We start from the raw sequence: 24,400 nt of genomic DNA, 5'->3' as shown, positions 1-24,400 counted from the left end.
AAAGAGCTCATGTCAAACCTGTCATCCTCTGTCATCGCCACCGAAATTGATGCGGGCACCTATGCCGATCAACACACCACGCTGCGCGATTTGATCGCCCTTGCGGACCTGTCCGACGCGGCCCGCGCCGACATCCACGCCCGCGCGACACAGCTGGTCGAGACCTTGCGCTCGGGCACTGCGCCGGGCGTGATGGAGGTGTTTCTGGCGGAATACGGTCTTTCCACCGATGAGGGTGTCGCGCTGATGTGTCTGGCCGAGGCGCTGCTGCGGGTTCCGGATGCCGATACAATCGACGCATTGATCGAGGACAAGATTGCGCCGTCGGACTGGGGCAAGCATCTGGGCCGCTCGACCTCGAGCCTGGTGAACGCCTCCACATGGGCGTTGATGCTGACCGGTCGTGTGCTCGAAGAGACGCCCAAGGGACCGGTGGGCCATCTGCGATCGGCCATCAAACGGCTGGGCGAACCGGTGATCCGCACCGCTGTTTCTGCCGCAATGAAAGAGATGGGGCGGCAATTTGTGCTGGGGGAGGACATCGGGCGCGCCATGGCGCGGGCGGCGGGGATGGAGGCCAAGGGCTACACCTACTCCTATGACATGCTTGGCGAAGCGGCGCTGACCGAGGCGGATGCGCGCCGCTATCACCTGAGCTATTCCGAAGCGATTTCAGCCATTGCCGCGGCGTGCACCGCCGAGGACATCCGCGAAAACCCCGGCATCTCCGTGAAACTCTCTGCCTTGCACCCGCGCTATGAACGCGCACAGGCAGAGCGCGTAATGGTGGACCTCGTCCCGCGGCTCACGGCGCTCGCCTTGCTCGCGAAATCCGCAGGCATGGGGCTGAATGTCGATGCGGAAGAGGCGGACCGCCTGTCGCTCTCGCTTGAAGTGATCGAGGCGGTGCTGTCCAATCCGGCGCTTGCGGGTTGGGACGGGTTCGGAGTGGTGGTGCAGGCCTACGGCCCCCGCGCAGGGGCCGTCATCGACACCTTGCACGACGTGGCGCAGCGTCATGACCGCCGCCTGATGGTCCGGCTGGTCAAGGGCGCCTATTGGGACACGGAGATCAAGCGCGCACAGGTCGAAGGGGTCGCGGGTTTCCCGGTGTTCACCCAAAAGGCCGCCACCGACATCTCCTATATCGCGAATGCGCGCAAGTTGCTGGGCTATGCCGACCGGCTCTATCCCCAATTTGCCACGCACAACGCGCATACGGTCTCGGCCATCCTGCACATGGCGGATGGCGAAGCGTTTGAATTCCAGCGTCTGCACGGCATGGGCGAGGCGCTGCATGACATCGTGATGGGCGAGAATGGCACACGCTGCCGCATCTATGCGCCGGTGGGCGCGCACAAGGATCTGCTGGCGTATCTCGTGCGGCGGCTGCTGGAAAATGGCGCGAATTCCAGCTTTGTGAACCAGATCGTGGATGAGGATGTGCCCGCCGACATCGTTGCCGCCGATCCGTTCGACGCCCTCAGCCCGGAGGGAACGTTGCGCGATGGGCCAGCCCTGTTTCTGCCTAGCCGTGTCAATTCGGCCGGTTTTGACCTCTCGCACCTGCCGACGCTGTTGCGGATTGAGGAGGCGCGCGCGCCGTTCGCCCGCCACCGCTGGACCGCCGCGCCTCTGACTGTCACTCCCTGTTCCGGCCCCGCGCAGACCATCGTAAATCCTGCCGATCCCTCGGACATGGTCGGCACGGCCACCTGCACGCCGACAGATGCAGTGGGCACCGTGTTTGCCGATGCACAGCCCTGGCAGGCCAATGCCGCCGCGCGGCGCGCAACGCTTTTGCGCGCGGCTGACCTCTATGAGGCGCGGTTTGGCGAGGTTTTCGCACTGTTGGCCCGCGAGGCGGGCAAGACCTTGCCCGATGCAGTGGCCGAGCTGCGCGAGGCAGTGGATTTCCTGCGCTATTATGCCAACGCCGCGACGGATCATCCCGCGCTTGGAACCGTCCTCTGCATCTCGCCCTGGAACTTTCCGCTGGCAATCTTCACCGGCCAGTTGGCCGCAGCACTGGCGTCTGGCAACGCGGTGGTGGCGAAACCGGCGGACCAGACGCCGCTGATCGCGCATCTGGGCGTCACGATGCTGCATGAGGCCGGTGTGCCGCGCGCGGCACTGCAACTCTTGCCCGGCGATGGCGCGTTGGGCGCCGCCCTGACCCAAGCCGCCCCGGACGGCGTGGCCTTCACCGGCTCCACCGCCACGGCTTTGCGCATCCGCGCGACCTTGGCCGAGCACGGAACCCCCGGCACGCCGCTCATTGCGGAAACCGGTGGCATCAACGCCATGATCGTGGACAGCACCGCATTGCCCGAACAGGCCGTGCGCAGCGTGATCGAAAGCGCGTTCCAATCCGCAGGCCAACGCTGCTCCGCGCTGCGCTGCCTCTATGTCCAGGAGGACATCGCGCCCGCGTTCCAGGAGATGCTGACCGGCGCGATGGACGCGCTGAGCATGGGCGCGCCATGGGATCTGGCGACCGATGTGGGGCCGGTCATCGACACCGCCGCGCAAGGCCGGATCGCCGCGCATATTGATGCCGCCCGCGCGGCAGGGCAGCTGATCCATCAACTGCCGTCTCCGGCGACAGGCACATTCGTCGCGCCAACGCTGCTGCGCGTCACAGGTATCGCGGACCTCAAGGAAGAGATCTTTGGCCCTGTGCTGCACCTTGCCACCTTCCGGGCGGATCAGCTCGACACCGTGATCTCGGACATCAATGCCACGGGCTACGGGCTGACCTTTGGGCTGCACACGCGGATCGACGACCGGGTCGAGGCCGTCGCGCAACAGGTGCAGGCGGGCAACGTCTATGTGAACCGCAACCAGATCGGCGCAGTGGTGGGCAGCCAGCCCTTTGGCGGCATGGGCCTGTCGGGCACGGGGCCAAAGGCGGGGGGGCCGGATTACGTGCCCCGCTTTGCGCAACGTGGCCAGCCACAGGCCCCGATCAGCGCGCAAATGCCCGGTCCCACCGGCGAATCGAACACGCTCAGCCACGTGCCCAAAGCACCCCTGCGCTGCGCCGGACCGACGGATGCGGATATGCAGGCGCAGGCGGATGCGGTGCGCGCACTGGGCGGCACGGCAATCACCGGCGCCGTCACGCCCGACAGCGTACTCGCAGCAGACCCTTGCGGCGGCTTGTTGTGGTGGGGCGATGCAGAGACCGCGCGCGCGTTGGACATCGCGCTGTCCCAACTGGACGGCCCGATCGTGCCCCTGATCACCGGTTTGCCCGAACGCGCCGATGTCATGACTGAACGCCATCTGTGCGTGGACACCACGGCCGCGGGCGGCAACGCGGACCTGCTGGGTCAGTTCGGCTGACACGGCCACACGCACTCCGCCCCTTGACGCCTGCCCGCGCACGCGAAACTGTCGCGCCATGTTACCGATCCGCGATCACAACCCGTCCGGGCGCACGCCCTTCGTCACCTGGGCCCTTATGGCGATCAACATCGCCGTCTTTCTCAGCTATGCCGGGTTGTTCAGCGATGCGCGCGCGCTCAACCTGTTTTTCTTCGACTACGCCGCAATTCCCGCCCGCATCACCACAGGTGCCGGGTACGAGACACTGCTGACATCAATGTTCCTGCATGGCGGCTGGATGCATCTGGCCGGTAACATGCTGTTTCTGTTTATCTTTGGTGACAATGTCGAAGATGAAATGGGCCATGTGCCCTTTCTTGGGTTTTACCTGGCCACAGGCGTTGCTGCGGGGCTGATCCACGTGATCTCGGCCCCCTATTCCACCGTGCCCACCGTCGGCGCATCCGGTGCCATCGCGGGCGTCATGGGGGGCTATCTGCTGCTCTTTCCCAAGGCGCGGATTGATATCCTGCTGATCCTGATCGTGTTTTTCCGCATCTTCCCGATCCCCGCATGGATCATGCTGGCCGTGTGGTTCGCGTTGCAATTCTTTGGCGGGCTGGGGGCGGACCCCGATCAGGGCGGCGTGGCCTACTGGGCCCATGCAGGCGGGTTCATCGCCGGTCTCGTGCTGACCCTGCCGCTATGGATCCGACGCGGGGCCACCGGCTTCTGGCAGCGTACGGACGGGCACCCCCCGCACCCCGAGGCGCAGTATTCCACATCCCGTATTCCGAAAATCCGCCGCTAGGCTCAGCCGCGCACCGCTTTGGCCAGGGGCGCAAACAGCGCCTCGGTCCCGCAGATCACCTGGCCATCATCCAGCGGGTCGGCCCCTTCGGTGATCGGCTCAACCAACGCGCCAGCTTCGCGCACGATCAGCAAACCGGCCGCAATATCCCACGCGTTCAACCGCCGCTCCCAGTAGCCATCGTACCGCCCCGCCGCCACATAGGCGAGGTCAAGCGCCGCCGATCCAAACCGGCGGACACCGGAACAGGCGGGCAGCACGCGCGCCAGTTCCTGCAATGTCTCGGGCAGATCCGCACGCCCGCCAAACGGCAGACCCGTGGCAAACAACCCTTCGATCATCTTGCCGCGGCCTGACACCCGCAAACGGCTGTCATTCATCCACGCGCCCTGCCCCTTTTCCGAGAAAAACATCTCGTCCTTGGTCGGGTCATAGATCACACCGGCCACGATCTGTCCCTTGTGCTCAAGCGCAATCGACACCGCCCAATGCGGCAGCCCGTGCAGGAAATTCGTGGTCCCGTCCAGCGGATCGACGATCCAGCGGCGCGTGGGGTCTTCCCCCTCCTCGTCCGCACTCTCCTCCGCGCACCAGCCATAGGTCGGACGCGCCCCGCGCAATTCCTCGCGCAGGATTTCCTCGGCGGCGAAATCCGCCTTGGACACGAAATCACCCGCGCCCTTCATGGACACCTGCAGGTTCTCCACCTCGCGGAAATCCTTGGACAACGACCGGCCCGCCTTGCGCGCCGCCTTGAGCATGATGTTGAGATTGGCGCTGCCTTGCATGAGAGGGCTCCGGACCGGGTTGGGACAGGCGCGCGCTATACGCCGCCACGCCGCCCTTGCCAAGGGGCAATGCCCGCAGGGCCCATTCCGCACATACACCCATAGCGCGAATCTGCCGGGCAATCTAACATGCCGGCATTGGCCCTTTCGGCACATGAGGATATTTGATGACAAAACTTTGCTACGACGGACAACGCTGGTCCGCAGACTACATCGTCTTTGGCTATGCGCGCAAAAGTTATGGGCCCGGCGCCGTCTGGCACGGCCAGACCTTTGGCGGGACCAGCGCCTTTGCCCTGCTGGGCCCGGATATCGCCGCGCCCGGTGGCACGACGCACAACCCGCCGCAGGCCAAGGGCCCCGGTTGGGATCAGGCATGGACCCATGCCGCCCTCGGCGGACCCGCATATCATTTCACAAACGATCCCAACCACATCGCCTGGAAACGCGGGCACCTGCTGAATGCGGAATGGGGCGGCTCCGGCACACTCTGGAGCAATCTTGTGGCCCTCACGGCACAAGCGAACGCTAACCACGCCACTGTCGAAGGCCACGTGCGCACCCTGCTCACACGGTTTCGCCAGTTCGACATGAGCAACCACGGACGCAACGCCTACTGGTATTGCATAGGCTACTGGGTCCAGGCGGCCACGCTGCCATGGTCCGCGGGCAATTTGGCCGATGATCTCTATTCATACTGCCCGAACATGATCAGAGTAACGTGGCGCGTCATGCGCATGACCAAACCAACCGGCGCACCCGGCACGACATTCGGTAGCCACCTTACCGCAACCCAGGGCCACATCCGCAACGCAGTGTGGGGCACGCCCGCGTGCCGCTCCGCCACGGCGCCGGACCTGGCCAATGACGGCATCATCCTGCCGGGCGCGCCGCCACCGGTCCTGACCAATTCGCTTGCAAATCAGAACGAGGCCGGCGGCGTCACGCACCCCGTGGCACCCGGCGCACCTGCACCCGGTGTCGCCGGTCCGCATGATGGCACCGTGGAAATCTTCCAGAACTGACCAAGGGTCGGTGGGTGGGCGCCTTTGGCCCCGAAAAGGGCCAAACAGTCCCACCCGCCGGCCTCACGCCATCTGCAACTTGCGCGCCTCGATGCGCGCCAGATCAATCAGCTTCTGCATATACGGCTTTTCACGATCCTCGCTGCGCACCGCCGCATAAAGCCGCCGCGTCAGGCCACCTTCCGTCAGCGGGCGCGTCACATAATCACTGGAATACTTGACCTCCCGCACCACCCAATCCGGCAGAACCGAAACACCCCGATTTGACGCCACCAACAGCAAGATCACCGCCGTCAACTCGGCCTGCCGCACCGACGCAGGCTCGACCTTTGCCGGGATGAGCAACTGGCTGAACACATCGAGCCGCGCCCTCTCTACCGGGTAGGTAATCAAGGTCTGGTCCCGGAAATCCGCCGCATCGACATATGGTTTCTGGGCCAGCGGATGGGTGCTTGCCGCAACAAAAACCGGCGCGTAATCAAAGAGTTCGACGAACTCCACGCCCGGCAATTCCTCCGGGTCCGACGACACGACAAGATCCACCTCCTCCTTGATCAGCGCCGGCAGCGCATCAAAGGCGAGGCCGGGGCGGATATCGACGTCCACATCCGGCCAAGTGCGCCGAAACACCTCCAGCACCGGGAACAGCCATTCGAAACACGCATGGCACTCGATGGCGATATGCAACCGGCCCGACGATCCGTCGCGCAGGGCGCTGAATTCCGCCTGCAGCGCCTCGATCTGCGGCAGCACCTGTTCCGCCAACCGCAGCAACCGGAACCCCGCCGCCGACAAGCGCAGCGGCTTGGACCGCCGCACAAACAGCTCCACCCCCGCCTGATCCTCCAATCCCTTGATCTGATGGCTCAGCGCGGATTGCGTGATGTGCAACTGATCCGCCGCCCGCGCCAAACCGCCAGCCTCGTGGATGGCCTTGATCGACCGCAGGTGGCGAAACTCGATATGCATACAAACCTCATGTTCATCTTGAGAGTTATGAATTTGCCTCATGATACCCAAGCCGCCATAACAAACACAACCCATGAGGAGACGCCCATGCCCGCCGCCCTGTCGTTCGAGACCTTTCCGCCGAAATCGCTTCACGCCTCTTTCGACCTGTGGGACACCGTCCACACGCTCGCACCGCTCAACCCGCGCTTCGTTTCCGTCACCTACGGCGCGGGCGGCAGCACGCAGTCGCTGACGCAGGAGGCGGCGCAAACCCTGCGCAAAACCGCGCCGATCCCGGTTGCCGCGCACCTGACCTGCACCGGGCAATCCAAAACGGACGTCCTGGCCACGGCAAAACGCTACTATGCGGCGGGTATCACCGACATCGTTGCCCTGCGCGGTGACGGGGCCAATGGCGGCGCGTTCGAGCCTGCTGAAGACGGCTTTGCCAATTCCATCGAGCTTGTGACAGCCCTGTCACGCGCGGGCCCGTTCAATATTCGCGTGGGCGCCTATCCGGACGGTCACCCGGATGCAGCAAGCCAGCGCCAGAATGTCGATTGGCTCAAGGCAAAGATCGACGCAGGCGCCTGCGAGGCGATCACGCAGTTCTTCTTTGAACCCGACAGCTTCCTGCGCTTTCGCGATGCCTGCGCCGATGCGGGCATCACGGCGCCAATCACGCCGGGCATCCTGCCGGTTGCCAACTGGGCCAGCACGCGCCGGTTCGCTGAACGCTGCGGCACGCCGGTGCCTGCCTACATCGCCAATGCGTTTGACCGCGCCGAACGCGAGGACCGGGCCGCGCTTTTTGCCCTCACCCACTGCGCCGATCTCTGTGACAGCTTGCTGGGCGAAGGGGTCGAGACGCTGCACTTCTACACGCTCAACCGGCCGGAACTGACGCTCAAGGTCTGCCGCGCCCTGGGTCTGGTGACACCCACCGCCGCCCTGCACGTCGCCTGAGCAGCGCGCGCCCAACCGCCAGCCTCGCGCGGCACTAGACTGATCGGTCCAACGCGCGTACCCTTGGCGCAGTCACGTACAGCACCAAGGCCGCCCATGACCCGCACCGCAACAACCCTCGCAGACCTGCCGGATCGCGCAGAGCTTCTGTCCCTGTCGGGCCTCGAATTCATGCAAGGCATCCTGAACGGCACGGTCCCCGGGCCACCGATCGGGCACACGATGGGGTATGCCCTGCACAGTGTCGAAGAAGGGCGCGTAACCTTTCGTGGCACGCCGGAATTCAAGGCGACAAACCCGATGGGCACGGTGCACGGCGGCTGGTACGGCACCCTTCTCGACAGCGCGATGGCCTGCGCCGTGATGACCTGTGTGCCACGCGGATCTGTCTACACAACGCTGGAATACAAGATCAACATCACCCGCGGCATCCCCGTCGGCATGGAAATCGAATGCACCGGCATCGTCGATCATGCGGGCCGCTCCACCGGTGTGGCCCACGGCGAAATCCGCGGGTGCGCGGACGGCAAGCTCTATGCCACAGGTTCCACGACCTGCATCATCATGAAGATGTGAGCCCCTAAAGCGGCCAGATGAACGGGATCACCGCCGACGCCAGCAACCCCACGCTCAGGTTCAGCGGGATGCCCACGCGCATGAAATCCGTGAACTTGTACCCCCCCGGCCCGTAAACCAGCATGTTGGTCTGATACCCGATGGGCGTCGCAAAGGATGCCGACGCCGCCACCATGACCGCCACCACCAGCGGGCGCGGATCCACGCCCAACGCACCGGCCAGCCCGATGGCGATAGGTGTCACGACAACGGCCACGGCGTTGTTGCTCACCAGCTCGGTCAGCACGGAGGTCAGCAGGTAAATCGCCCACACGATCAGAAACGGCGGCAACATGGCCAGACCCGGCGCCACCGCTTCAACGATCAGGCTGACCGCGCCCGACGCCTCCAGCGCCGCACCGATCCCCAGCATCGCAAAGATCAGCGCGAGCAGCCGCCCGTCCACAAAGCCAAACGCCTCATCCGCATCAATGCAGCGCGTCACCAGAACCAGCGCCACGGCCAGCACGGACAGCAACAGGATCGGCGCAACCCCGAGCGCAGCCAGCACGACGATCCCCAACAGCGCCAACAGGACGATGGGCGCATGGCTGCGCCGGAACGCCCGGCCCGACGGTTTGGCCACGTCGACCATGTCCATATCCGATGCCAGCCGCTGAATATCCTCCGGCGCCCCTTCCAACAGGAGCGTATCACCCACCTTGACCACCAGATCATCCAGCTGCCGCCCGATATTCGTATTCCGTCGGTGCACGGCCAGCGGATAGACACCGTACCGCCGCCGCAGCCGCATCGCCCCCAGGCTTCGGCCCACCATCTTGCACCCCGGCGTGATCAGCACCTCGACCGTGGTTGTTTCCACCGCGCCCACCTGATCCAGCCGTTTCAGCTCCTTGTTGCGTTGCAGGCTCAGCAGTTCGGTCATCTGCGTGCGCAGCACAACGCGGTCGCCGACCTGCAACGTCACCCCGTCCAGATTGCGCCGCAGCGACGCATCCCCACGGATTACGTCAATCAGGCGCACACCCTCACGTTTGAACAGCTGCACCCCCAGCACCTCGCGCCCGATGAGGTTGGAGTCCGGCGGAATCACGGCTTCGGTAAAGAACTTCATCTTGCTCCGGTCGCTGAGCAGCCCCGCCATGCTGTCCCGGTCCGGCAAAAGCATCGGCCCGATAAAGCGCAGGTACACCATGCCCCAGACCACAAGGATCACACCCAAGGGCGTCACCTCGAAAATGGTGAACGGCGCCAGGCCCTGCGTGCGTGCGACCCCGTCCACCAGCAGGTTGGTGGATGTCCCGATCAATGTGAGCGTCCCGCCCAGGATGGCGGCATAGCTCAGCGGGATGAGCAACTTTGAGGGTGCAAGCCCCATGGTCTTGGCCAATTGAATGAACACCGGGATCATCACGACAACCACGGGCGTGTTCGACACGATGGCCGAACTGACGACGACAAAGGCCATGAGCAGCACGATGGCCACCGCCGGGTTGCTCCTGGCCTGCCGGTCGGCAAGGCCGGTCAGCGCCTCCAGCGTGCCCGTACGCACCAGAGCGCCCATGATGATGAACATCGCCGCAATGGTCCAAGGGGCCGGGTTCGACAGCACCGCCAGCCCCGCCTCATACGGCAACGCACCCGATACAAGCATCAGTGCGACGCCGCCAATGGCCACAACCTCTGCCGGCAGGCTTTCCCGCAGGAACAGCACAAACATGATGACCACGACGGTCAGGGTCAGCACGGCATGTCCCGTCTGCGATAGCTCGATCAGCCCCATGACAGCCCTGCGCCCCGTTTCAATCGCCTAGCGGCCAGTGTCCCCGATTGGTGCATCCGCTTCAAGCGTCGCTTTGCGTGGCTGCACCAGGTACATGCCCACCAGCATCACGCACAACGCGCCCCAGACGGCGGGCGGGTATGCCTCTTCGAGGATGATCCGCGCCCAGAAAACGCCAAAGAGCGTAACAAGAAAGCTGACCTGCACCGCAAAGACCGGCCCCGCCTGCCCGACAAGCCAGACATAGCCCGCATAGACCAGAACATGCGCCGTGGCACTCATCACCTGCGCGAGGTCGGCCGCCCCGTACGGCGGGCGGGGATCAATCCACTGGCCTGTCGACAGAGCAAGCGGCAGCGCAATCACCGTCCCAACCAGCGATGCCCCCCACAGCACCTGCACCGGCCCAAGCCCCGCAGTCCCCCACCGCGCGACGTAATTGCCCTCGAACGCGTAAAACAGCCCCGAGATCAGGCCAATGAGCACCCAGAAAACGGGGATCGCCCCGCTCATCTGCGCGCCCGGCAACACGATCAGCAACACCGCGCACAGCCCCGCCACCAGCCCGGCAAAGCGGCGCAGATCGAACCGGTCCAGCCCAAGCCCGAGCGCAATCGGAAAGGCCCAGATCGGGATCATGCTCAGCAGGATCGACATGACCCCCGACGGCAGGTGCACCGCCGCCTGATAGCTTGCCGTGTTGGGCAGCACCGAACCGATGAGCGCGATGATGACATATACCCGCATCTGCGCCGCCCTCATCGGCAACCGGACCCCGGCGGGCAGCGCCAGCGCAGTCATCACCACAAACCCGATCGCCATTTGCCAGAACAGCAATCCGAAATGTTTGTAGCCCGTGCTGACCGCGATCTTGGTCAGCGGCATGGTCAGCCCCCACCCCGCGCCCAACGTCAAAAGCACAAGGATCAGCCAGGCCCGACGCTTGCCGGTCATGGGCCTGCGGGCGGCAAATGCCCCCCCTGCCGGACCATCTCGATCCGTGTCGCGCGCCCATCCGGGCCAATCTCGACATAGACACCGGAGAGTGTCACCTCGCCCAACGCCGGTGAAAACCGCTCTTTCGGCATGCCCGTGATGAACCGACGCAACGGCTCATCCCGTTGCATGCCGATCACGGAATGATAATCGCCGCACATGCCCGCATCCGTCAGATACGCGCAGCCCCGCGGCAGGATCATCGCATCAGCTGTCGGTACATGCGTATGTGTGCCCACCATCAGGCTGGCCCGCCCGTCGCACCAATGACCCATAGCCATCTTCTCGGATGTGGCCTCACAATGAAAATCGATGATCGCCGCATCAACCGCGCCGCCCAAGGGATGCGTGCGAAACACGGTCTCCAGCGCGGAAAACGGATCGTCAAAGGGCCGCTTCATGAACACCTGCCCCAGGGCCTGCGCCACCAGCACCTTGCGCCCGGCCACCGAAAACACCCGCGCGCCCTTGCCCGGTGCGGCCTTCGAAAAATTCATCGGGCGCAACACCCGCGGCTCGTTCTCGATGAACTGCAACATGTCCTTCTGATCGAACGCATGATCGCCCAAGGTCACGCAATCCGCACCCGCCTCAAGCAACGCCTTGGCATGGCTGCCGGACAACCCCATGCCGGAGGTCGCATTTTCCCCATTCACCACCACGAAATCGAGCGCCCAGTCCGCCCGCAATCGCGGCAAATGATCAGACACAGCCTGCCGTCCGGCCCGGCCCATCACATCGCCCAGAAACAATATCTTCATACGTCCCCCATATGCCCCGCAGGCGCGCAGGGGCAAGCGTCCCTGTTTCTTCTGGCCAAAAATACCACGGGGGACGGCCAAAGGCCGGGGGGCAGCGCCCCCTCAGACCTCGATGACCCCGACATCCGTCACGATCATGTCGAGCATCTGGTCCGTCGGCTCGAGTGGCAGCGCCGCAACCTCCTGCGCGCCATAGGCAAAGCCAATGGCGAGCGTCGCCCGCCGGGCCCGCAACCGCTCCAGCGAGCGGTCGTAAAACCCACCACCATAGCCCAATCGCCCCCCCGCACGGGTGAATGCAACAAGCGGCACGATGACGATCTCGGGCTCGAAAAACACGTCCTCTTCCGGCACCTGCGCCCCGAACGGCCCCGCCCGCAACGGCCCGCCTGGCGTCCAGCGCGAAAATGCAAGCGGCTGCCCCTCGCCAAGGATCACAGGCACCCCCACCGGTCCATGTGCCGCCGCCTCCGCCATAGCGGGCAACGGATCAATCTCGGTCCGGATCGGCATGTATCCCGCAAGCGGCACGCCGCGATACCCCGCCAGAACGGATGACAGCACGCCGCTGGCCCCGGCCGGATCCGCCGCATGGGCCGCCTTGCGCGCCGCAAACGCCGCCTTGCGCGCCGCCGCCTTCTGGTCGCTGATATCCATGCCAAACGCCCCTTGGGACGGCGGGTGGGGCGTCTTTGCGCGTCAGCGCAAACAGCGTCCACCCATCGTCTCACAACAACACCACCGCCGCGAGCCCCAGAAAGGCGAAAAACCCGACAACATCCGTCACCGTGGTCACAAACGCCCCCGACGCCAACGCCGGATCGATCCCGATCCGGTCGAGGATCACAGGTATCGCGGTGCCTGCAAGGCCCGCCACCACCATGTTGATCACCATCGCGGCCGCAATCACATAGCCCAAAGCAGGCGAGCCGAACCACAGCACCCCCACAATGCCCATCACCACGGCAAACACGACGCCGTTGATCAGGCCAACCAATACCTCGCGGCGGATCACCCGCCAGATGTTGGCCCCGGTCAGGTCCTTCGTCGCCAACGCCCGCACCGCCACGGTCAGGGACTGCGTGCCCGCGTTCCCCCCCATCGACGCCACGATCGGCATCAACACGGCCAGCGCCACGATCTGTGCAATCGCCACCTCGAACTGCGCAATCACCAGCGACGCAAGGATCGACGTCACAAGGTTCACAGCCAGCCACGGCAACCGCCTGCCGGTAGTCTCGCGCACCCGGTCCGACAGGGCCGATTCTTCGCCCACACCGGCCAGCCGCAGGATATCCTCCTCATGTTCCTCATCCAGCACCGCCATCGCGTCATCAATCGTGATCGCCCCGATAAGCCGACCGTCATCATCGACCACAGGTGCAGAAATCAGGTGATACTGGTTGAACGCATAGGCCACATCGCTTTCGTCCTGCGTGGCGGGGATGACCTGAAATGTCTCCTCCACCAGATCCCGCAGCGCCACCTCGCGCCGTGACCGCATCAGCTTGCCCAAGGTCACGTTGCCCACCGGTCGCAACCGCGGGTCCACCAGGACCAAGTGATAGAACTGACGCGGCAGATCGTCTTCGGACGCGCTCCGCATCCGGTCGATGGCCTCGCCCACGGTCCAGTGCTCGGGCGCCATGACCACTTCGCGCTGCATGAGACGTCCGGCGGAGTATTCCGGAAACGCCAGCGACTGTTCGACCATGGCCCGGTCGTTATCTTCCAGCGCGTCGAGGATCTGCTCCTGCTGCGCGTCCCCCAGATCCTCGATCAGGTCGACCACATCATCGCTGTCGAGATCGCGCACCGCGTCGGCCAGCACCGTGGGCCGCAGCACCCCGATCACCTCTTCGCGGATCGACTCGTCCAGTTCCGACAGGATCTCACCGTCAAATTCGCGGTCATAGAGCCGGATCAGCCGCGACCGGTCGAACGCGTTGATCTGTTCCAGAAGGTCGGCAATATCCGCCGCGTGCAGCGGCTCCATCAGCGCGGTCAGCTGCGCCCGGTCCTCGATATCCACCGCATAGAGAATGGCGGAAACGTCCTTGCGCCCCAGCTCGTAGCCACTCTCTTCGGGGCCGGGCTCCTGTCCGTCCACTGGTTCTGTCATATTGCTCTCCCCAATGGTTTTGTGACCGCGCACCCGTAATCATAGGTCGCCCGGCAGGGCGAGACAATGGCCCCTCCCTTGTCCCGTACTTTGCCTTTGCGCCCATGCGCGGGCCGGGCCATATTGCGCACATGTCTCACCCTCACCGCCTGCGCGGCCACATTCTGACCTACAGCGGGAACCCCTTCACCGAAGGCTGGCAAAACACTGTAAAGGTTGTCGAAAACAGCGCTCTGCTGATGCAGGCCGGCACCATCACCGCCATCGGGGCAGAGGCCGAAGCGGCAGAGGTGCCCGAGACGTCCTACCCTGGGCATCTGATCTGTCCCGGCTTTGTCGATGCCCATGTGCACTATCCGCAGACGGCCATCATCGCATCCTGGGGCAAGCGGCTGATCGACTGGCTGAACACGTACACGTTCCCCGAGGAAATGCGCTTTGGCGATCCGGACTATGCCGCACAGATCGCGCACCGTTACCTTGATCTCGCCCTGGCGCACGGCACCACGAGCCTTGCCAGCTATTGCACGATCCATCCGGCCAGCGTCGATGCCCTGTTCGAAGCGGCTGCGGCGCGCAACATGGCCGTCGTCGCGGGCAAGACCTGCATGGACCGCAACGCGCCGGACGGGCTGCGCGACACCGCGCAATCGGCCTATGACGACAGCAAGGCCGCGCTCACACGCTGGCACGGCACAGGGCGCGCGCGGTACGCCATCACGCCACGGTTCTCGCCCACGTCCACACCCGCGCAGCTGCATGCGCTCGGCGCGCTCTGGGGGGAACACCCGGATGTGCTGATGCAAACCCATCTGAGCGAGCAGGTGGACGAAATCGAGTGGGTGCGCGGTCTCTACCCGGATGCGCGCGACTATCTCGATACTTACGAGGCGCACGGGCTTTTGGGTGCGCGCGGGATATACGGCCATGCCATCCACCTGACCGACCGCGAGCGCGATCGGCTGTCAGAGATCGGCGCGGGGCTGGCCCATTGCCCGACCTCGAATACGTTCATCGGGTCGGGGCTGTTTGATCTGGCAGGGCTGGCCGGTGCGGGCCAGGCTGTCGGCCTCGCCACCGACACCGGGGGCGGCTCAAACTTTTCGATGTTGCGCACGATGGCCGCCGCTTACGAGGTGGCCCAATTGCGCGGCGTGTCCGTACATGCGGCTAACCTGTTGTGGCTGGCCACCGCGGGCGCGGCACAGGTGCTGCACCGCGGCGACGAGATTGGCACGCTGGCACCGGGACATGCTGCGGACATCACGGTGCTTGACCTTGCCTCCACCCCGGCGATCTCCCAACGGACGCTGCGGGCAGATGACATTTGGGATGCGATTTTTCCGACGATCATGATGGGCGATGACCGTGCCATCGCGGATGTCTGGGTGGCCGGGCGCCGCGTCGCCTAACAGCCCGCCGCCAGCACCATCACCCAGATGTCGCCCGGCACGCGCGCCACGGCCACGGTCTCGGCCTGACGGTGCAGGATGTTGCGCCGATGTCCGCGCGATCCCATCCAGCCCGCCATGACCTGCGCCAGACTGCGCTGTCCCTGCGCGATGTTTTCCGCGGCAAAGCAGAAGGACACACCGCCGCGCCGCAAACGCTGGCCAATGTCGGATCCGTCGCTGCCGGTGTGGGAAAAGAAGCCCTGCCGCGCCATGTCCTGCCCATGCGCCCGCGCCACCGCTTCCAACCGGTCATCATAGGCAAGTGCCGCGCGCCCTGCCGCCGCCCGCTCTGCATTGACCGCCTGCAACACCTCCGTGTCCGCCCGAACGACACTCGCCGCAAAGAGCAGACAAAAAACCAGCCACCGCATCTCAGACCTCCTCTGCAAGCGCGTGCGCCAACCGGGTCTGGCGCGCGATCACCGATGCCAGATCAAGGGTCGTCACATGCCCATCCCGCACCACGTGCCGCCCTTCGACAAAGAGGTCGCGCACCGCCCGCGGCCCGGCAAAAAGCAGGCTCGCCGGGTCCCAATTGCCCGCATTTTCAACGCCACTGACGTCCCAGATCGCGATGTCGCCCCGCAGGCCAACCGCGATCTGACCACATTCGGGCCGGCCCAGCACCTCTGCCCCGCCCCGTGTCGCCAGCCACAGCGCCTCGCGCGCGGTCATCGCATCTGCACCGCGCGCCACGCGTTGCAGCAGCATGGCCTGCCGCGCCTCAGCGAGCATATGGGCCGCATCATTGCTGGCCGATCCATCGACCCCGAGGCCGACGGGCACGCCCGCATCCCGCATCGCCCGCACCGGGGCAATGCCCGACCCCAGCCGGCAATTGGAACAGGGGCAATGCGCCACTCCGGTCCCGGTTTCCGCAAAGAGCGCGATTTCCGAAGCGTCCAGCTTTACGCAATGGGCGTGCCAGACATCGTTGCCCACCCATTCGACCTCTTGCGCGTATTGCCCCGGCAAGCAGCCGAAATTGGCCTGCGAATAGGCGATGTCTTCGTCGTTTTCCGCCAGATGGGTGTGCAGGCGCACCCCCTTGTCGCGCGCCAGACGTGCCGCATCCAACATCAGGCCCCGGCTGACCGAGAACGGCGAACAGGGGGCGACCCCGACACGGCACATCGACCCCGGCGATGGATCGTGAAACGTATCAATGACGCGAATGCAATCGTCGAGGATGTCCTGTTCCCGCTCCACCAATGCGTCCGGCGGCAGGCCGCCGTCGCTGACCCCGATGCTCATCGCACCGCGTGTCGGCGCAAAACGCACGCCGATCTCGGCCGCTGCGGCGATGGTGTCATCCAGCCGCGCGCCGTTGGGATAAAGATACAGGTGATCCGCGCTGAGACTGCACCCCGACAGCGCCAGCTCGGCCAGCCCCACCTGCGTCGAGACGTACATGTGCTCTGGCCCGAACCGGGCCCAGATCGGATAAAGCGTCTGCAACCACCCGAACAGCAGCGCGTCCTGCGCCTGCGGCACCGCGCGCGTCAGCGACTGGTAGAGGTGGTGGTGTGTGTTGATCAGGCCGGGGGTCACAACACAGCCCGCAGCCTCCACGGTTTCGGCCCCCGCGCCGGGCGTCAGGGACGACCCAATCTCTGTGATGACCCCGCCGCGCACGCGGATGTCGCATCCGGTGTGTTCATGTCCGGCATCATCCATCGTGACGACATATGCCGCATTTCGGATCAGAACCTCGGTCATGTGTTCAGCAGCGCCAGCGCGTCGGCGTGGATCTGGGCGTTGGCCGCCGCCAAGGCACGCCCGCCCTCATGCACCGGCCCGCCTTCCCAATTGGTGACAATGCCGCCTGCCGCTTCGATCAATGCGATGGGTGCCTGGATGTCATACGCATTCAACCCCGCTTCGATCACCAGATCCACCTGCCCCGCTGCGACCAGGGCATAGGCATAGCAGTCCATCCCGTAGCGGGTCAGCCGCATCTGCGACGCCACCCGTTCGAACGCCGCGCGCTCCGCAGACGTGCCAACTTCGGGAAAGGTGGTAAAGATCACAGCCTCTTGCAGGGGACGCGGGCCGCGTGTGCGCAGGGGGCGTGATCCCGTCGGGCCGTCCAGTTCGGCAAAGCCCGGATAGCCCAGAAACCGCTCTCCGATATAGGGTTGGTCAATGAGGCCAAGACGCGGCCCGGCATCCGGGCCCACGGCGATCAACACACCCCAGGTTGGCGTACCGGCCACGAACCCCCGCGTTCCGTCAATCGGGTCCAGCACCCAGGTCAGGCCGCTGCGCCCGGACGACACGCCAAATTCCTCACCAAAGATGCCGTCGTCGGGCCGACGCAGTGCCAGCACATCACGCATGGCCTGTTCCGCCGCGCGGTCGGCAATGGTGACAGGGTCAAACCCGTCCGCATCCTTGTTGTCCGTGGTCAGGTCGGCCGCGCGAAAATGCGGCAGGATCGCCTGCCGCGCCGCATTGGCCATTTCGCACGCCACAGGTGCGAGCACAGAGTAATCATGTGTCATGATGACGGCGTGCCAGAGGCACCGTCAAAGCGCAAGGCCGTGATCAGGCGACGTCGCTCAGAACGCGCGCCAGTTCGAACAGACGGCGGCGTTGGTTTTCAGGGATCGCGTAATAGGTCCGTACGAGATCCATCGCTTCTTTGTCGGACAGCATGTCTTGCGGAACGTCCCCGCGCGCATCGCCCGTCACGGCTGTCTCGCCTTGCAACCCTTCAAAGAAGAACGCCACAGGCACGCCCATCGCCTCACCAATATCCCACAGACGCGATGCACTGACACGGTTCGCGCCCGTTTCGTATTTCTGGATTTGCTGGAACTTGATGCCCACCATATCCGCCAGTTTTTGCTGGGTCATACCGATGAGCCAGCGCCGTTGACGAATTCGCTTGCCAACGTGAACATCGACCATGTGTGCCATTGAGACGATCCTATTCCTGTTGCGCCGAAGCGGACGTGATCAGTGCAACGATCGGTCCAAACAGACTGCTCTGTCTGAACATGCGCGCACCATTCCTAGAGTGTTATCGTGTGTGGGCGAGTTTTTCAACGCAAACCACCCGGTATGCGCGAGTTCGCCGCGCCACCCACATGCTGCAAAGGCGTTCGGTGACCGGCAAGTCTGACCACTTTTTCAGGTATTTGCGTTGATACGGAACGCATATCACAACAGCTTATGTTCGCTTGCAATCAAGAGTTTAGCAATTTCTGCGGGAGTGCGGGAGTTTCTTCTGGCCCGTTGACCCGCCGTATCGAAACGCGGCGCGCATGAACGTTTTGCATTTGCCAAAAAAATTGGCAGATTTTCGCGAAATCGACCGCTTCATCACGAATCGGCCGTGCAGGTAAACGCTTACACCGCGCGCAACGTTGCCGTCTCGACACCTGAAAATGCCGCGCGCAAGAACCCGACCAAGGCGTCCTGCACCTCGTTCGCCGCCCCGGTGGCACCATACAGGTTGATCCGATGCGCCGGCAGATCCGGCAGCGCGCCCCCGTGGTCAATCCGGTCAAGATGCGGCGGTGCCGTCCCATCCAGCATCGTATGGACAGCAAGATCCGCGCTGACCGTCGCCTCGATCGTGCGGTCGCTTTCGGTTTCCACAACCACGTCCCAGGGCACCCCGGCCTCGTCCAGACGCTCCACCACACGGGGTCGGAACGTGCATTGCCGCCCGAAGGCAAGTTTGAGCGGACGTTGGCGCCAGGCCGACCCACCCGGCGCCCCGACCCAGGTCAGAGGTTTGACGCACAACTCCTCTCCCCCCGCATCCATGCCGGTTTCCGTCGTCAGGATGATATCACACGCGCCCTTGGCATATTGCGCCTTGAGCCTGCGCGTGTACGAGCTGTCGAGGTGCACCTTGACCCGCGGGAATGCAGCATGGAACTGCTTCAGCACCCGCGGGATTGCCGGATAAACAATGTCATGCGGCACCCCGAGAGAGATTTCGCCTTCATAGGCCTGATCCGTAAGGCGTGTGATCACCTCATCATTGAGCGCCACCATCCGCCGCGCATAAACCAGCAACTGTTCACCGGACGCCGTCAGCGCGATGCTGCGTCCCGAGCGGTCAAAAAGATCAATATCCAGAACTTCCTCAAGGCGCTTGAGCTGCATCGACACGGCCGATTGCGTCAGGTGCAGGAAACCCGCCGCCCGCGTGACGCCACCGCTCTCCGCCACTGCAACAAACGACCGCAGCGTGGTGATATCCAGATTTCTCATATCAAATCCCCTGATGATTTGCGTCACAAACATTCGTTTTGAAAATATGTCATAGCCCGCCATATACATCAAGACTTCTGATGAAACGATCATCAACCATCACAACCAAAGCAAAGGACTGGACCCATGGCCCTCATCGACACATCCACCCGCGCACGTCGTCTGGCTGCACCCCGCCGCGCGCGATTTTCCCTCGTCACCCTGTATTCCGTCTGGCGGTCGCGCCGGGCCCTGGCACAGCTTGATCGCGCCCGGCTCGACGATATCGGCGTAAGCGCGGAACGGGCCGCGCACGAGGCGGCAAAACCGGTCTGGGATGTGCCAGCCACGTGGCGTCGTTGAGCGGTATTGCACTGTTTTCCGGCGCTTGCGCGGATTTATGACAAAAACCGTCAGAATGTCGCGCATACAGGCCTCTAATCCAGCGAAAAACCCTTGAAAGCAGCGCCGCGGCACCTGATATTCACGAGTGACGCGGGCGGAAATCCGCGACCAGCGGGGTCCACCCGCTGGACAGCTGTATCAATTTGGAGGTCAACACATGGCTGAGTTGAATACGATCCGGTCGGCGGCCGGAACACGCGCCGCCCAGATCGACGAGGGCCTGCGCGCCCACATGAACAAGGTCTACGGCACAATGTCCGTGGGCATGCTGATCACGGCACTGGCGGCCTGGGCGATTTCGGGCCTGTCGATGACATCGACACCCACCGAATACGCGTTGGGCAACGGTCAGTACCTGACACAGCTGGGCTACACACTCTACGTGTCGCCCCTGAAATGGGTGCTGATGTTTGCACCGCTTGCGTTCATCTTCTTCGGATGGGGCGCCCTGATGCGTCGTGCGTCGGCCGCGGGTGTGCAACTGGGCTTCTTCCTGTTTGCCGCTGCAATCGGTGTGTCGATGGGCACGATCTTTATGATTTACACGCCCTACTCGATCGCACAGACATTCATCGTCACCGCCATCGCCTTCGCAGGTCTGAGCCTCTACGGCTACACCACAAAGAAAGACCTGAGCGGCATGGGCACATTCCTGATGATGGGCGTGATCGGCCTGATCGTTGCGATGGTGATCAACATCTTCCTGCAGTCGCCTGCAATGATGTTCGCCATCTCGATCATCGGTATCCTGATCTTTGCGGGCCTCACCGCATTCTACACGCAGGACATCAAGAACACTTACGTGGCCCACGCGTCACATGGTGATCAGGAGTGGTTGGACAAGGCCGCCTATGATGGCGCGCTGAGCCTCTATATCAGCTTCCTGAACATGTTCCAGTTCCTGCTGATGTTCATGGGCCAGCAAGAATAGCGACCCACACAGACGAAATCACAAGACCGGGCGACACCGCCCGGTCTTTTTTTTTGCCCGCAAGGATCACCCGATCCCCATGGTCCAAGGGTCGGCGGGTGGGCGCCTTTTGCGCCTCAGCGCAAAACAGAGCACCCGCCGACCTCACAAATCGCGCAGCATCCGCAGCGATGGAAACACAATCCCACCCTCCAGCGTCACGTCCATCGGCCCCACCGTGTCGAACCCGACAGCCCGGTAAAACGGCTCTGCCGTCCGCGTGGCCCAGCACTCCATGCGTGTCACACCCGATGCGCGCGCCACGTCAAAACAATGCTGCAACAGCATCCGACCCACACCACGCCGCACCGCGCGATCATCCGTACCGACGTGTCGGATATGCCCCAACGTGGGATCCTTCCCGTCCGGGGTCCAGCCCCCGACACCGAGAACACCGGCCTCATCCTCAACCACATAATACGTCCCGCATGACACCAGCTTGGGCTGCGCCCGTGCGATCACCTGCAGCGCCGTCACCAGAACTGAGGGCGGATAATCTGCCTTGAGCAGCTTCGGATAACTGCGCGCCAGCAGCGCATCGACGGCGGCAAGATCGTCCATGGTTGTCGGCCTGATCCACATCACAGGGCCGCCTCGAACGCCTGCACATCGGCACGGCTGGTCAGGTGGTGCACCCGCACAGATGTCGGTGCGCCAGACAAAAGCGCCGCAAGCCGCGCCCGCCCTGTGGCACGCGTGCGCCAGATAAAGCGGTAGAACGCCAACGTCTCGCTGTGCACCGTCTCGATGCAGCCCGGCGCCATATCAGGCCGCCGCTGCCCCCAATGCTGCACCAACCGCTTGGTCACGCGCCACATCCGCAACCCCACCGGCAAATCAAGCCAGATGACCGTATCCGCACGCGACAGCCTGTGTTCGTAGGTCGTCGAAAACCCGCCCTCGAAAATCCAGGCCGCACCCGCCTCGATCTCCATCGCCATCTCGCGGCGCAAATCGCGCGGGCGCTGCTGCCAACCGGGCATCCAATGGATGTGATCCATGTGATGCACCGGCAACCCTGTACGCGTTCCCAACCGCCGCGCCAGCGTGCTTTTTCCAGACCCCGGCCCGCCCACGATCATCACCCGTTTCATGGTGCATTCCCTCCAAAGACGAAAAAGGCCGCGTCCTTGCGGCGCGGCCTTTTGAAACAGTCAGGTTGGCGATCTTACTTGATCTTGCCTTCCTTGTATTCCACGTGCTTGCGCGCAACGGGGTCATATTTCCGTACGACCATCTTTTCGGTCATGGTGCGTGCGTTTTTCTTGGTCACATAGAAGTGGCCGGTGCCTGCACTGGAGTTCAGGCGGATCTTGATGGTGGTTGGCTTGGCCATGGTGCGTCTCCTGCGTCGCCAGATAAGCCAAAACGGCCCGCCAGCGGGAATGTCGTATTGAGCCGCGCTTGTACCCGTGTCCGCCCCCGAGTCAACCCCGCTTTGCCCCGGGACCGCGTCAACACGCCCCAAGGCCCCTTTCCACCGAGGACACTGCGTCGTGAACACACGTGATTTGTTTTGGAACCATTTGGTCCATAATTTGACATCACTGATCACGACACCCCAACCAAGGAACCTGCCATGTCCGTCCGTTTCGTCACAAAAGACCTGCACGCCTATCTCGATTACCCCGTCGCTTTGGGCCTCATGGCCATGCCTGCGCTGCTGGGTCTGGGGCAATCGTCGCCCTTCGCCTTCTGGCTGTCTGTTGTGACCGGTGTTGCCGCCCTGATGCTGACGCTGCTGACGGATCATAAACTGGGTGTGGTCCGCATGTTGCCCTACAAATTCCACCTGGCCGTGGACGGGGCCGTTGGCCTTGTCTTTGTGGCCGCACCTTTCCTGTTCGGTTTTGCCGGGCTGGATGCGGTGTATTACTGGGTCATCGGTGGCACCGTGCTGGCCGTTGTGGGCCTGCACAAGGACGATGCGGCCGCGCTGCAACCGGCAGAGTGAGCTGCGCGCGTGCAGGCCGGGCCTACGCCCCGGCCTGCACGACGTTCACCCAAACAAAGCGCGGATCAAGGGCCATCCCGTCACCGCGGTGGCAATGACGCCCCCGATCCAGAACCCGCTGCGAATATGCGTTACGCCAAGGGCATAGGTCAGCGCATGACCCGCTCGCATCACCAGGAACACCAACGCCGCCACCGCCGTCGTGCCTGTGTTCAGGCCCGAAACCACCAGCACCAGGGCAAGTGGTGCAAACATCACCGTATTCTCCACATGGTTCACTGTCGCGCGCGCCAAACGATTGGCGGTGGGTGACATATCCTGATCATCGCGATTGCTCAGCGCCCAGGCCGCCCCTTTGAGTTTGTCATTGTAGAGCTGCTGGCCAAAGACCAGCAGCAGCCACACAAGCGACAGGCCCGCGACGGCCCACAACTCCGGCAGCATCCCCTCAGCCAACGACATTGCCCCCGATCGCGTAGCCACCCGAGGCGGCCTCCATGATCTGGACGTTGATGTATTGCCTGATGTCGCCCTTGCCCGCGCCTTCGGCCACCTGCGCAAGCCCCCCGGTCAGGGTTTCGGCGATCCTGGCCTTTTCTTCGGTGCTCCAGGCGCCAGATGGCACCGTTACCTTGATTGTCGGCATTGGAATGTCCTCCTTGAGATGTTATGCATCACATGATGCAAAATTAGATATAGAAGGCAGGCGTATGTTTTGCAACGTCTGATGCAAAATGGCGAGACCGCGCAAGTTTGACGAAGAGGCCGTGTTGGACGCCGCCATGATGACGTTCTGGCGGCATGGGTTTGAGGCGACGACCACACGGATGCTCGAAGAGGCGACGGGCGTAGGCGTTCGGGGGCTGTTCAATACGTTCGGAAACAAGGAGCAGTTGTTTCACACGGTGCTGGATCGCTATTTCGCCGCGGTACGTGCACAATTGGCGCCGCTGGCCAACCTGCCGGGGCGCGACGCGATTGATGCCGTTTTTGCCGGGTTTTCCGCGGACGAGCCACCGGGCGCCATTGCGCATGCCGGGTGTCTGATGGTCAACACGGTGTTCGAACTGGAGCGCACGGATGACACCGTGCGTGCGCAGGTGGCCGCCTACCGCGCGGCGTGGAAGGACACCTTTGCCGCGGCTCTGACCCGGGCAAACATTGGCGAGGTGGACACGCGGGCCGAATTCCTTGTGGGCGCGCTGTGGGGCGCACTGGGCCAGATCAAGCTGGCAGGCGACAAGGCCGCCGCCATTCCCATGGCAGAGGTCGTGCGGGCCACGGCCCGGACGTGGTGAG

Annotated in this window: 27 protein-coding genes; 10 read left to right on the top strand and 17 right to left on the bottom strand. The window is 63.8% G+C overall.

The window, feature by feature from the left end; genetic code table 11:
• Positions 1-9 precede the first annotated feature (9 nt).
• Positions 10-3,348: a bifunctional proline dehydrogenase/L-glutamate gamma-semialdehyde dehydrogenase PutA gene (gene putA, locus ACERHN_RS15750; RefSeq protein WP_415919968.1), complete on the top strand. Its 3,339-nt coding sequence runs from the start codon at positions 10-12 to the stop codon at positions 3,346-3,348.
• Between the two features lie 58 nt (positions 3,349-3,406).
• On the top strand, positions 3,407-4,141 hold the full coding sequence (locus tag ACERHN_RS15745) for a rhomboid family intramembrane serine protease (protein ID WP_415919967.1): 735 nt from the start codon (positions 3,407-3,409) through the stop codon (positions 4,139-4,141).
• A 2-nt stretch (positions 4,142-4,143) separates the two neighbouring features.
• Here ACERHN_RS15745 and ACERHN_RS15740 read toward each other — a convergent pair whose 3' ends face one another.
• Entirely contained in the window at positions 4,144-4,929 is a 786-nt protein-coding gene (locus ACERHN_RS15740; protein ID WP_415919966.1) for an inositol monophosphatase family protein, read from the bottom strand.
• 167 nt (positions 4,930-5,096) lie between these two features.
• Between ACERHN_RS15740 and ACERHN_RS15735 the strand changes: the two genes are divergently transcribed.
• Positions 5,097-5,954, top strand: coding sequence for a hypothetical protein (locus tag ACERHN_RS15735; protein WP_415919965.1), 858 nt, complete (start codon positions 5,097-5,099; stop codon positions 5,952-5,954).
• Positions 5,955-6,017: 63 nt separating this feature from the next.
• Here the strand turns inward: ACERHN_RS15735 and ACERHN_RS15730 are convergent, their stop codons facing one another.
• On the bottom strand, positions 6,018-6,923 hold the full coding sequence (locus ACERHN_RS15730) for a LysR family transcriptional regulator (RefSeq protein WP_415919964.1): 906 nt from the start codon (positions 6,921-6,923) through the stop codon (positions 6,018-6,020).
• Between the two features lie 87 nt (positions 6,924-7,010).
• Here ACERHN_RS15730 and ACERHN_RS15725 point away from each other — a divergent pair, with 87 nt between their 5' ends.
• Together ACERHN_RS15725 and ACERHN_RS15720 are read left to right on the top strand one after the other, a co-directional pair.
• Positions 7,011-7,871: a methylenetetrahydrofolate reductase gene (locus tag ACERHN_RS15725; protein ID WP_415919963.1), complete on the top strand. Its 861-nt coding sequence runs from the start codon at positions 7,011-7,013 to the stop codon at positions 7,869-7,871.
• Between the two features lie 96 nt (positions 7,872-7,967).
• Complete coding sequence (locus tag ACERHN_RS15720) at positions 7,968-8,447, top strand: PaaI family thioesterase (RefSeq protein ID WP_415919962.1); 480 nt, start codon at positions 7,968-7,970, stop codon at positions 8,445-8,447.
• A gap of 4 nt (positions 8,448-8,451) precedes the next feature.
• Here ACERHN_RS15720 and ACERHN_RS15715 read toward each other — a convergent pair whose 3' ends face one another.
• From ACERHN_RS15715 to mgtE, 5 genes are all read right to left on the bottom strand, one after another.
• On the bottom strand, positions 8,452-10,230 hold the full coding sequence (locus ACERHN_RS15715; RefSeq protein ID WP_415919961.1) for an SLC13 family permease: 1,779 nt from the start codon (positions 10,228-10,230) through the stop codon (positions 8,452-8,454).
• Positions 10,231-10,257: 27 nt separating this feature from the next.
• Positions 10,258-11,184 (bottom strand): DMT family transporter, encoded by a 927-nt coding sequence (locus ACERHN_RS15710; protein WP_415919960.1) that lies wholly within the window; start codon positions 11,182-11,184, stop codon positions 10,258-10,260.
• Positions 11,181-11,987 carry a TIGR00282 family metallophosphoesterase gene (locus ACERHN_RS15705; protein ID WP_415919959.1) on the bottom strand — a complete coding sequence of 269 codons (807 nt, stop codon included), beginning with the start codon at positions 11,985-11,987 and terminating at the stop codon, positions 11,181-11,183. Before ACERHN_RS15705 ends, ACERHN_RS15710 begins: the two co-directional genes overlap by 4 nt.
• Before the next feature lie 102 nt (positions 11,988-12,089).
• Complete coding sequence (locus ACERHN_RS15700) at positions 12,090-12,644, bottom strand: 5-formyltetrahydrofolate cyclo-ligase (protein ID WP_415919958.1); 555 nt, start codon at positions 12,642-12,644, stop codon at positions 12,090-12,092.
• A gap of 70 nt (positions 12,645-12,714) precedes the next feature.
• On the bottom strand, positions 12,715-14,109 hold the full coding sequence (mgtE, locus tag ACERHN_RS15695) for a magnesium transporter (RefSeq protein ID WP_415919957.1): 1,395 nt from the start codon (positions 14,107-14,109) through the stop codon (positions 12,715-12,717).
• 131 nt (positions 14,110-14,240) lie between these two features.
• Between mgtE and guaD the strand changes: the two genes are divergently transcribed.
• On the top strand, positions 14,241-15,521 hold the full coding sequence (guaD, locus tag ACERHN_RS15690; RefSeq protein WP_415919956.1) for a guanine deaminase: 1,281 nt from the start codon (positions 14,241-14,243) through the stop codon (positions 15,519-15,521).
• Here guaD and ACERHN_RS15685 read toward each other — a convergent pair.
• From ACERHN_RS15685 to ACERHN_RS15665, 5 genes are all read right to left on the bottom strand, one after another.
• Entirely contained in the window at positions 15,518-15,934 is a 417-nt protein-coding gene (locus tag ACERHN_RS15685; protein ID WP_415919955.1) for a CAP domain-containing protein, read from the bottom strand. The two genes, guaD and ACERHN_RS15685, sit on opposite strands and share 4 nt — an antisense overlap.
• 1 nt (position 15,935) lies before the next feature.
• The gene (locus tag ACERHN_RS15680; protein WP_415919954.1) at positions 15,936-17,282 is read right to left on the bottom strand and encodes an 8-oxoguanine deaminase; all 1,347 of its coding nucleotides are present in this window, start codon (positions 17,280-17,282) and stop codon (positions 15,936-15,938) included.
• Positions 17,279-18,025, bottom strand: coding sequence for an inositol monophosphatase family protein (locus ACERHN_RS15675; protein WP_415922754.1), 747 nt, complete (start codon positions 18,023-18,025; stop codon positions 17,279-17,281). The genes ACERHN_RS15680 and ACERHN_RS15675 overlap by 4 nt, the downstream gene beginning before the upstream one ends.
• An 85-nt stretch (positions 18,026-18,110) precedes the next feature.
• Complete coding sequence (locus ACERHN_RS15670; RefSeq protein WP_415919953.1) at positions 18,111-18,485, bottom strand: helix-turn-helix domain-containing protein; 375 nt, start codon at positions 18,483-18,485, stop codon at positions 18,111-18,113.
• A gap of 432 nt (positions 18,486-18,917) precedes the next feature.
• Complete coding sequence (locus tag ACERHN_RS15665) at positions 18,918-19,793, bottom strand: LysR family transcriptional regulator (protein ID WP_415919952.1); 876 nt, start codon at positions 19,791-19,793, stop codon at positions 18,918-18,920.
• A 126-nt stretch (positions 19,794-19,919) separates the two neighbouring features.
• Here ACERHN_RS15665 and ACERHN_RS15660 point away from each other — a divergent pair, with 126 nt between their 5' ends.
• Together ACERHN_RS15660 and ACERHN_RS15655 are read left to right on the top strand one after the other, a co-directional pair.
• Positions 19,920-20,135 carry a hypothetical protein gene (locus tag ACERHN_RS15660; protein WP_415919951.1) on the top strand — a complete coding sequence of 72 codons (216 nt, stop codon included), beginning with the start codon at positions 19,920-19,922 and terminating at the stop codon, positions 20,133-20,135.
• 199 nt (positions 20,136-20,334) lie between these two features.
• Positions 20,335-21,108, top strand: coding sequence for a Bax inhibitor-1 family protein (locus tag ACERHN_RS15655; RefSeq protein ID WP_415919950.1), 774 nt, complete (start codon positions 20,335-20,337; stop codon positions 21,106-21,108).
• Between the two features lie 144 nt (positions 21,109-21,252).
• Here ACERHN_RS15655 and ACERHN_RS15650 read toward each other — a convergent pair whose 3' ends face one another.
• The 3 genes from ACERHN_RS15650 to rpmG form a co-directional block, all read right to left on the bottom strand.
• The gene (locus ACERHN_RS15650; RefSeq protein ID WP_415919949.1) at positions 21,253-21,708 is read right to left on the bottom strand and encodes a GNAT family N-acetyltransferase; all 456 of its coding nucleotides are present in this window, start codon (positions 21,706-21,708) and stop codon (positions 21,253-21,255) included.
• Between the two features lie 20 nt (positions 21,709-21,728).
• Positions 21,729-22,241: an AAA family ATPase gene (locus tag ACERHN_RS15645; RefSeq protein WP_415919948.1), complete on the bottom strand. Its 513-nt coding sequence runs from the start codon at positions 22,239-22,241 to the stop codon at positions 21,729-21,731.
• 74 nt (positions 22,242-22,315) lie between these two features.
• Positions 22,316-22,483 carry a 50S ribosomal protein L33 gene (gene rpmG / locus ACERHN_RS15640; protein WP_011454349.1) on the bottom strand — a complete coding sequence of 56 codons (168 nt, stop codon included), beginning with the start codon at positions 22,481-22,483 and terminating at the stop codon, positions 22,316-22,318.
• Between the two features lie 243 nt (positions 22,484-22,726).
• On the opposite strand from rpmG, the gene ACERHN_RS15635 reads away from it, so the two are divergent.
• On the top strand, positions 22,727-23,101 hold the full coding sequence (locus tag ACERHN_RS15635) for a hypothetical protein (RefSeq protein ID WP_415919947.1): 375 nt from the start codon (positions 22,727-22,729) through the stop codon (positions 23,099-23,101).
• A gap of 45 nt (positions 23,102-23,146) precedes the next feature.
• On the opposite strand, the gene ACERHN_RS15630 is transcribed toward ACERHN_RS15635, so the two are convergent.
• Both ACERHN_RS15630 and ACERHN_RS15625 read right to left on the bottom strand, forming a co-directional pair.
• Positions 23,147-23,563, bottom strand: a complete 417-nt coding sequence (locus ACERHN_RS15630; protein WP_415919946.1) for an MAPEG family protein — start codon at positions 23,561-23,563, stop codon at positions 23,147-23,149.
• Positions 23,550-23,747, bottom strand: a complete 198-nt coding sequence (locus ACERHN_RS15625; protein WP_415919945.1) for a tautomerase family protein — start codon at positions 23,745-23,747, stop codon at positions 23,550-23,552. The genes ACERHN_RS15630 and ACERHN_RS15625 overlap by 14 nt, the downstream gene beginning before the upstream one ends.
• Before the next feature lie 88 nt (positions 23,748-23,835).
• Here ACERHN_RS15625 and ACERHN_RS15620 point away from each other — a divergent pair, with 88 nt between their 5' ends.
• Complete coding sequence (locus ACERHN_RS15620) at positions 23,836-24,399, top strand: TetR/AcrR family transcriptional regulator (RefSeq protein WP_415919944.1); 564 nt, start codon at positions 23,836-23,838, stop codon at positions 24,397-24,399.
• The last annotated feature ends 1 nt before the right edge of the window (position 24,400 follow it).

The organism is Tateyamaria rhodophyticola, from assembly GCF_047777875.1.
Taxonomy (GTDB): domain Bacteria; phylum Pseudomonadota; class Alphaproteobacteria; order Rhodobacterales; family Rhodobacteraceae; genus Tateyamaria.
The sequence above is the reverse complement of the archived record's forward strand: the minus strand, read 5'-3'. Positions and strand labels throughout refer to the sequence as shown.

Bases quoted from the DNA above. Each gene is read 5' to 3' on its own strand.
- putA (WP_415919968.1), top strand. From the start codon at position 10: ATGTCAAACCTGTCATCCTCTGTCATCGCCACCGAAATTGATGCGGGC.
- ACERHN_RS15745 (WP_415919967.1), top strand. From the start codon at position 3,407: ATGTTACCGATCCGCGATCACAACCCGTCCGGGCGCACGCCCTTCGTC.
- ACERHN_RS15740 (WP_415919966.1), bottom strand. From the start codon at position 4,929: ATGCAAGGCAGCGCCAATCTCAACATCATGCTCAAGGCGGCGCGCAAG.
- ACERHN_RS15735 (WP_415919965.1), top strand. From the start codon at position 5,097: ATGACAAAACTTTGCTACGACGGACAACGCTGGTCCGCAGACTACATC.
- ACERHN_RS15730 (WP_415919964.1), bottom strand. From the start codon at position 6,923: ATGCATATCGAGTTTCGCCACCTGCGGTCGATCAAGGCCATCCACGAG.
- ACERHN_RS15725 (WP_415919963.1), top strand. From the start codon at position 7,011: ATGCCCGCCGCCCTGTCGTTCGAGACCTTTCCGCCGAAATCGCTTCAC.
- ACERHN_RS15720 (WP_415919962.1), top strand. From the start codon at position 7,968: ATGACCCGCACCGCAACAACCCTCGCAGACCTGCCGGATCGCGCAGAG.
- ACERHN_RS15715 (WP_415919961.1), bottom strand. From the start codon at position 10,230: ATGGGGCTGATCGAGCTATCGCAGACGGGACATGCCGTGCTGACCCTG.
- ACERHN_RS15710 (WP_415919960.1), bottom strand. From the start codon at position 11,184: ATGACCGGCAAGCGTCGGGCCTGGCTGATCCTTGTGCTTTTGACGTTG.
- ACERHN_RS15705 (WP_415919959.1), bottom strand. From the start codon at position 11,987: ATGAAGATATTGTTTCTGGGCGATGTGATGGGCCGGGCCGGACGGCAG.
- ACERHN_RS15700 (WP_415919958.1), bottom strand. From the start codon at position 12,644: ATGGATATCAGCGACCAGAAGGCGGCGGCGCGCAAGGCGGCGTTTGCG.
- mgtE (WP_415919957.1), bottom strand. From the start codon at position 14,109: ATGACAGAACCAGTGGACGGACAGGAGCCCGGCCCCGAAGAGAGTGGC.
- guaD (WP_415919956.1), top strand. From the start codon at position 14,241: ATGTCTCACCCTCACCGCCTGCGCGGCCACATTCTGACCTACAGCGGG.
- ACERHN_RS15685 (WP_415919955.1), bottom strand. From the start codon at position 15,934: ATGCGGTGGCTGGTTTTTTGTCTGCTCTTTGCGGCGAGTGTCGTTCGG.
- ACERHN_RS15680 (WP_415919954.1), bottom strand. From the start codon at position 17,282: ATGACCGAGGTTCTGATCCGAAATGCGGCATATGTCGTCACGATGGAT.
- ACERHN_RS15675 (WP_415922754.1), bottom strand. From the start codon at position 18,025: ATGGCCAATGCGGCGCGGCAGGCGATCCTGCCGCATTTTCGCGCGGCC.
- ACERHN_RS15670 (WP_415919953.1), bottom strand. From the start codon at position 18,485: ATGGCACACATGGTCGATGTTCACGTTGGCAAGCGAATTCGTCAACGG.
- ACERHN_RS15665 (WP_415919952.1), bottom strand. From the start codon at position 19,793: ATGAGAAATCTGGATATCACCACGCTGCGGTCGTTTGTTGCAGTGGCG.
- ACERHN_RS15660 (WP_415919951.1), top strand. From the start codon at position 19,920: ATGGCCCTCATCGACACATCCACCCGCGCACGTCGTCTGGCTGCACCC.
- ACERHN_RS15655 (WP_415919950.1), top strand. From the start codon at position 20,335: ATGGCTGAGTTGAATACGATCCGGTCGGCGGCCGGAACACGCGCCGCC.
- ACERHN_RS15650 (WP_415919949.1), bottom strand. From the start codon at position 21,708: ATGGACGATCTTGCCGCCGTCGATGCGCTGCTGGCGCGCAGTTATCCG.
- ACERHN_RS15645 (WP_415919948.1), bottom strand. From the start codon at position 22,241: ATGAAACGGGTGATGATCGTGGGCGGGCCGGGGTCTGGAAAAAGCACG.
- rpmG (WP_011454349.1), bottom strand. From the start codon at position 22,483: ATGGCCAAGCCAACCACCATCAAGATCCGCCTGAACTCCAGTGCAGGC.
- ACERHN_RS15635 (WP_415919947.1), top strand. From the start codon at position 22,727: ATGTCCGTCCGTTTCGTCACAAAAGACCTGCACGCCTATCTCGATTAC.
- ACERHN_RS15630 (WP_415919946.1), bottom strand. From the start codon at position 23,563: ATGTCGTTGGCTGAGGGGATGCTGCCGGAGTTGTGGGCCGTCGCGGGC.
- ACERHN_RS15625 (WP_415919945.1), bottom strand. From the start codon at position 23,747: ATGCCGACAATCAAGGTAACGGTGCCATCTGGCGCCTGGAGCACCGAA.
- ACERHN_RS15620 (WP_415919944.1), top strand. From the start codon at position 23,836: ATGGCGAGACCGCGCAAGTTTGACGAAGAGGCCGTGTTGGACGCCGCC.